The sequence below is a fragment of the Streptomyces sp. CNQ085 genome (assembly GCF_022614595.1).
Classification (GTDB): domain Bacteria; phylum Actinomycetota; class Actinomycetes; order Streptomycetales; family Streptomycetaceae; genus Streptomyces.
Genome location: NZ_JAJFAU010000007.1, coordinates 34,701 through 40,138, shown reverse-complemented (window position 1 = coordinate 40,138; position 5,438 = coordinate 34,701). Strand labels below are relative to the sequence as shown.

The following is a 5,438-nucleotide window of genomic DNA, read 5'->3' as shown; positions in this document are numbered from 1 at the left end:
CCCGCCGTACGGATCGCCGTACTGCTGCTGTCCGCCCTGGGTGCCCCAGTCCTGCTGCCCCTGCTGGCCGTAGGGATCCCCGTGCCGCTGCCCGCCGTACGGATCGCCGTACTGCTGCTGTCCGCCCTGGGTGCCCCAGTCCTGCTGTCCCTGCTGGCCGTAGGGATCCCCGTGCCGCTGCCCGCCGTACGGATCGCCGTACTGCTGCTGTCCGCCGTAGGTGTCCCAGTCGCCGTGCTGGGCCTCCTGCTGGGGTCCGTGGTGGGCTCCGCCGTTCCACCCCTGGTCCCCGTAGAGCGGGTCGTCGGGGTGCCACGGTTCGGAGCCGGTGCCCCGGCCATACTCAGTCATCGATCCCCTAGAGCCGTCGGACGGCAGCCGGTTGCGGTACGCGCGGACACCGCTGCCCGAACAGCCGTCTCCGGTGTACGGCTTGGTGTTCGAACGGCGCCGTCCGGAATGGAACGTTACCGTACCGCTATCGGGCGGCCGCCTCGACGTACTCCCCCGGGGCCCGGCCGGACACCCGCTCGGTCTCCAGGGCACTCTGCAGGATCACCACGGCCGCGGCCTGGTCGATCCGGCCGCGCCCCTTCTTCGACGAGATGCCCGAGGCACGCATGTCCCGGGCCGCGGCGACGGTGCTCATCCGCTCGTCCACCAGGCGTACCACCACCGGGGCGACGGCCCGGGCCAGCTCCCGGGCGAAGGCCCGCACCCGGGCCGCGGCCGGGCCCTCGCGCCCGTTGAGGGAGCGGGGGAGCCCGACCACGACCTCCAGCGGCTCGTACTCCGCGACGAGCTCGGCCAGCCGGCGGCGGGCGGCCGGGACGTCTCGCCCCGGCACGGTCTCCACCGGCGTGGCCAGGAGCCCGTCGGGGTCGCAGGAGGCGACTCCGATCCGGGCGTCTCCGACGTCGACGGCAAGCCGCCTGCCGCGCCGCATCAGGCGGCCGCCACCAGACGCTCGACGGCGGTGACGGCCTTGTCGACCGCCTGGGGGTCCTGGCCGCCGCCCTGGGCGAGGTCCGGCTTGCCGCCGCCTCCGCCGCCGAGGGCCTTGGCGGCGGCGCGGACGAGGTCGCCGGCCCTCAGACCGCGGTCGCGGGCGGCCTCGTTGGTGGCGATGACGGTCAGCGGACGGCCGTTCGCCACCGAGAACAGGGCGACCACGGCCGGACGCCCGCCCTGGAGGCGGCCGCGCACGTCGAGGACGAGCTTGCGCAGGCCGTCGGCGGTCGTGCCGTCGGGGACCCGGGCCCCGACGAAGGCGGTCCCGTCGATGTCACGGGCGGAGGAGGCCAGGCCCGCGGCGGCGGCCAGGACCTTCTCGGCGCGGAAACGCTCGATCTCCTTCTCGGCGTCCTTGAGCTTGGCGAGCATCCCGGAGATCTTCTCCGGCAGCTCCTCTGGACGGCCCTTGAGCAGATCGGTGAGCTGGGAGACCACGGTGTGTTCACGGGCGAGGAAGTTGTAGGCGTCCACACCGACCAGGGCCTCCACACGGCGTACGCCGGAGCCGATGGAGGACTCGCCCAGCAGCTTCACCAGCCCGAGCTGGGCGGTGTTGTGGACATGTGTACCGCCGCACAGCTCCTTGGAGAAGTCGCCGATGGTCACCACGCGCACCCGGTCGCCGTACTTCTCGCCGAACTCGGCGATGGCGCCCTGCTTCCTGGCCTCCTCCATGCTCATCACCTCGGCCAGGACGTCGAGTTCACGGGCGAGGACCTCGTTGATCTTCTGCTCGACGTCGGTGAGGACGGTGCCGGGCACGGCGGTCGGCGAGCCGAAGTCGAAGCGGAAGCGGCCCGGGGCGTTCTCGGAGCCGGCCTGGGCGGCCGTGGGGCCGAGTGCGTCGCGCAGCGCCTGGTGGGTGAGGTGGGTGGCACTGTGGGCGCGGGCGATGGCCCGGCGGCGCGTGACGTCGATGACGGCGTAGGCCGGGGCGCCGACGGTGACCTCGCCGACCTGGACGGTGCCCTTGTGCACGGTGACGCCGGGCACCGGCTGTTGGACGTCGCGGACCTCGATGACGGCACCGGAGCCCAGGCGGATGCGGCCGGTGTCGGGCTGCTGCCCGCCGCCCTCCGCGTAGAACGGGGTGCGGTCGAGTACGACCTCCACGTCGTCGCCCTCGGAGGCGGCCGGCGAGGGCAGGCCGTTCACCAGCAGTCCGACCACGGAGGTCTCGCTCTCGGTGTCGGTGTAGCCGGTGAAGACGGTGGCCCCGACGGTGTCGGCGACCTCGCGGTAGGAGCTGAGGTCGGCGTGGCCGGTCTTCTTGGCCCTGGCGTCGGCCTTGGCACGCTCCCGCTGCTCCTTCATCAGGCGGCGGAAGCCCTCCTCGTCCACGGACAGGCCCTGCTCGGCGGCCATCTCCAGGGTGAGGTCGATGGGAAAGCCCCAGGTGTCGTGGAGCAGGAAGGCCTTCTCGCCGGGCAGGACAGCCCCACCGGCGGCCCTGGTCTCGGTGACGGCGGTGTCGAGGATGTTGGTGCCGGCCTTGAGGGTCTTCAGGAAGGCGGCCTCCTCGGCGAGCGCGACGGTCTCGATGCGCTGCCGGTCGGTGGTCAGCTCGGGGTACTGCTGTCCCATCGTGCCGATCACGGTGTCGACCAGTTCGCCGACGACCGGCTTGCCGGCACCCAGGATGCGCATGTTGCGGATGGCGCGGCGCATGATGCGGCGCAGCACGTAACCGCGCCCCTCGTTGCCGGGGGTGACGCCGTCGCCGATGAGCATCACGGAGGTGCGCATGTGGTCGGCGACCACGCGCAGGGAGACGTCGGTGTCCTCGGCGGCGCCGTAGCGCACCCCGGTCAGCTCGCCGGCCTTGTCGATGACCGCGCGCAGGGTGTCGGTCTCGTACATGTTGTGCACGCCCTGCAGGATCATCGCCAGGCGCTCCAGACCGAGGCCGGTGTCGATGTTCTTGCTGGGCAGCTCACCGAGGATCGGGTAGTCCTTGCCCTGGCCCGGCCCGCGCTCGTACTGCATGAAGACCAGGTTCCAGATCTCCACGTAGCGCTCGTCGTTGACGGCCGGGCCGCCCTCGGCGCCGAACTCCGGGCCGCGGTCGTAGTTGATCTCGGAACAGGGGCCGCAGGGACCCGGCACGCCCATGTCCCAGTAGTTCTCCTTCTTGCCCAGGCGCTGGATCCGCTCGGCGGGGACGCCGACGACGTCGCGCCAGATGCGCTCGGCCTCGTCGTCCCCCTCGTAGACGGTGATCCACAGCCTCTCCGGGTCCAGCCCGTAGCCGCCCCTGTCCTGGCGGGTGGTGAGCAGTTCCCAGGCGAGCTCGGCGGCGCCCTTCTTGAAGTAGTCGCCGAAGGAGAAGTTGCCGCACATCTGGAAGAAGGTGCCGTGCCGGGTGGTCTTGCCGACCTCTTCGATGTCCGGGGTGCGCACGCACTTCTGCACGCTGACGGCGCGCTCGTACGGCGGGGTGGCCTCGCCCAGGAAGTACGGCTTGAAGGGCACCATGCCCGCGGGGACCAGCAGCAGCGTCGGGTCGTCCGCGATCAGCGACGCCGACGGCACGACGGTGTGCCCCCGCTCCTCGAAGAAGCGCAGCCAGCGGCGGCGGATTTCAGCCGACTCCATCAGTGGTCCTCATTCCGGTCGTACGGGTGGGTGGCTCCGAGGGCGGTGCGGTGCGGGGCCCGCCCGGCGAGCCCCCGGCGGTCTTCCGCCTGGCCCGCGGCCCCGGGGTCGGTGGAGGCCGTCAGTCCCAGTGCGTCGTTCAACTCGATCTCCCGCTGCGCCATTCCGGCGCGGACATCGAGTGCGAAGTCCTTCAGCCGGTGCCCGGCCGCCAGGGCCTGGTCCGCCGCCCGTACGGCGAGGCTGTCGGGCGCGAGACTGCGCAGCTTGCGGTTGACCTTGGTGGTGGCCCAGACGCCGGTGGCGGCGCCGGCACCGAACCAGAAGGCGCGGCGGAACACGGTGGGATCAGTCCTTTCCGTCGCGGCGCCGGCCGGCCCCCCGGCGCGCGGCCGGTACGGACCGGCCCACGACGACAGGGCGCTTCGGCGGCGGCGGGTCGCTCTTGCGGCCAAGGGCTCGGCGCACTCCGTACCCGAACGCGGCCACCTTCACCAGTGGGCCGCCGAAGGCGGTGGAGACGGTGGAGGAGAGCGCCGAGGCGTTGGCGGTGACCTCCTGGACGTCGGAGGCGATGGCGTCCACCCGGCTGAGCTGGCTCTGCGCCGAGCGGACGGTCTCGGACGCCTCGGCAAGGAGGGGAACCGCACGCTCGGTCACGTCCGTCACCAGTCCGGTCGCCGCCTTGAGCGTCCGCGCGAGCCTCACCAGCACCACTGCGAGGAACGACACCAGGATCGCCCAGAAGACGGCCACCAGGAGGCCGGCCACCTCTCCACCGGACACGCTGCACCGCTTCCCTCGGGTCGTATGGGTTCGGCCGCCGCGTCCTGCGGTTCGTGGGGTACCTGCCCACCGATCTCACGGGTGCGACGGCGGATACCGACCTTATCGCGCCGCGGGCCGTCGCCCGTACCGCATTCCCTCCGGCCCGGCGGGCGGGGTGGCGTCCGCGCCCGCTCCCGCGCGCCGCGCCGCGCCGGGGCACACCGCGGCCCCCCTGCCGCGCGATGCGCCAGGAGGGCCGGGGACCGGGAGGCCCGGGTGTCCGTGCCACCGGGAGCGGACGGTACGGGCATGCCGGAGGATCAGCGGGCGTAGTACTCGACGACGAGCTGCTCGTCGCAGACGACCGGGATCTCCTTGCGGTTCGGGTCGCGGTCCAGGCGGAAGGCGAGCGACTGGAGATTGACCTGCAGGTAGCGCGGGGTCTCGCCGTCGGGCGCGTAGCCGCCCTCGCGCGCCACCAGGAAGGGGTGTTTGGCACGGCTGCGCTCGCGGACGGAGACCACATCGTCCGGACGGACGCGGAAGGAGGGCTTGTCGACCTTGCGGCCGTTGACCTCGATGTGGCCGTGCACGACCATCTGGCGGGCCTGGTAGACGGTGCGGGCGATGCCCGAGCGCAGGACGAGCGCGTCCAGGCGGCGCTCCAGCTCGACGACCAGGGCCTCGCCCGTCTTGCCCTCGGCCTTGCGGGCGCGGTCGTAGGCGCGGACCATCTGGCGCTCGCTGATGTCGTACTGGGCGCGCAGCCGCTGCTTCTCCAGCAGCCGGACCTTGTAGTCGCTGTTCTGCTTGCGGCCCCGGCCGTGCTCGCCCGGCGGGTACGGGCGCTGCTCGAAGTACTTCACGGCCTTCGGGGTCAGCGCGATGCCGAGCGCACGCGACTTCTTGACCTTGGGACGCGACTGGTTCACGTTGAACGGACCTCCGTGTAATTTAGGTGAGCCTAACCTTAGCGGAGGAGAACGCATGTTTCGACCTGGGAGCCCCCTGCCCGGCACCGGTTCCGCGCACGGCGGCGGCCCCGGCGGCAGTGCCGGGGC

General features: G+C 72.3%; 5 protein-coding genes and 1 pseudogene. All 6 read right to left on the bottom strand.

Annotated elements, in window-relative coordinates; all coding sequences use genetic code 11:
• A pseudogene (locus LJ221_RS02855) lies at nucleotides 1–351 on the bottom strand (hypothetical protein); the annotation flags it as partial.
• Between the two features lie 127 nt (nucleotides 352–478).
• Nucleotides 479–946 carry a Holliday junction resolvase RuvX gene (ruvX, locus tag LJ221_RS02850; protein ID WP_241713425.1) on the bottom strand — a complete coding sequence of 156 codons (468 nt, stop codon included), beginning with the start codon at nucleotides 944–946 and terminating at the stop codon, nucleotides 479–481.
• A complete protein-coding gene (gene alaS, locus LJ221_RS02845) occupies nucleotides 946–3,609 on the bottom strand; it encodes an alanine--tRNA ligase (RefSeq protein ID WP_241713424.1) in 2,664 nt (887 codons plus the stop codon). Before alaS ends, ruvX begins: the two co-directional genes overlap by 1 nt.
• Nucleotides 3,609–3,950 carry a DUF6167 family protein gene (locus LJ221_RS02840; protein ID WP_241713423.1) on the bottom strand — a complete coding sequence of 114 codons (342 nt, stop codon included), beginning with the start codon at nucleotides 3,948–3,950 and terminating at the stop codon, nucleotides 3,609–3,611. The genes alaS and LJ221_RS02840 overlap by 1 nt, the downstream gene beginning before the upstream one ends.
• A gap of 7 nt (nucleotides 3,951–3,957) precedes the next feature.
• Entirely contained in the window at nucleotides 3,958–4,395 is a 438-nt protein-coding gene (locus tag LJ221_RS02835; protein WP_241713422.1) for a DUF948 domain-containing protein, read from the bottom strand.
• A 302-nt stretch (nucleotides 4,396–4,697) separates the two neighbouring features.
• A complete protein-coding gene (gene rpsD, locus LJ221_RS02830) occupies nucleotides 4,698–5,366 on the bottom strand; it encodes a 30S ribosomal protein S4 (RefSeq protein ID WP_241713421.1) in 669 nt (222 codons plus the stop codon).
• Nucleotides 5,367–5,438: the final 72 nt, after the last annotated feature.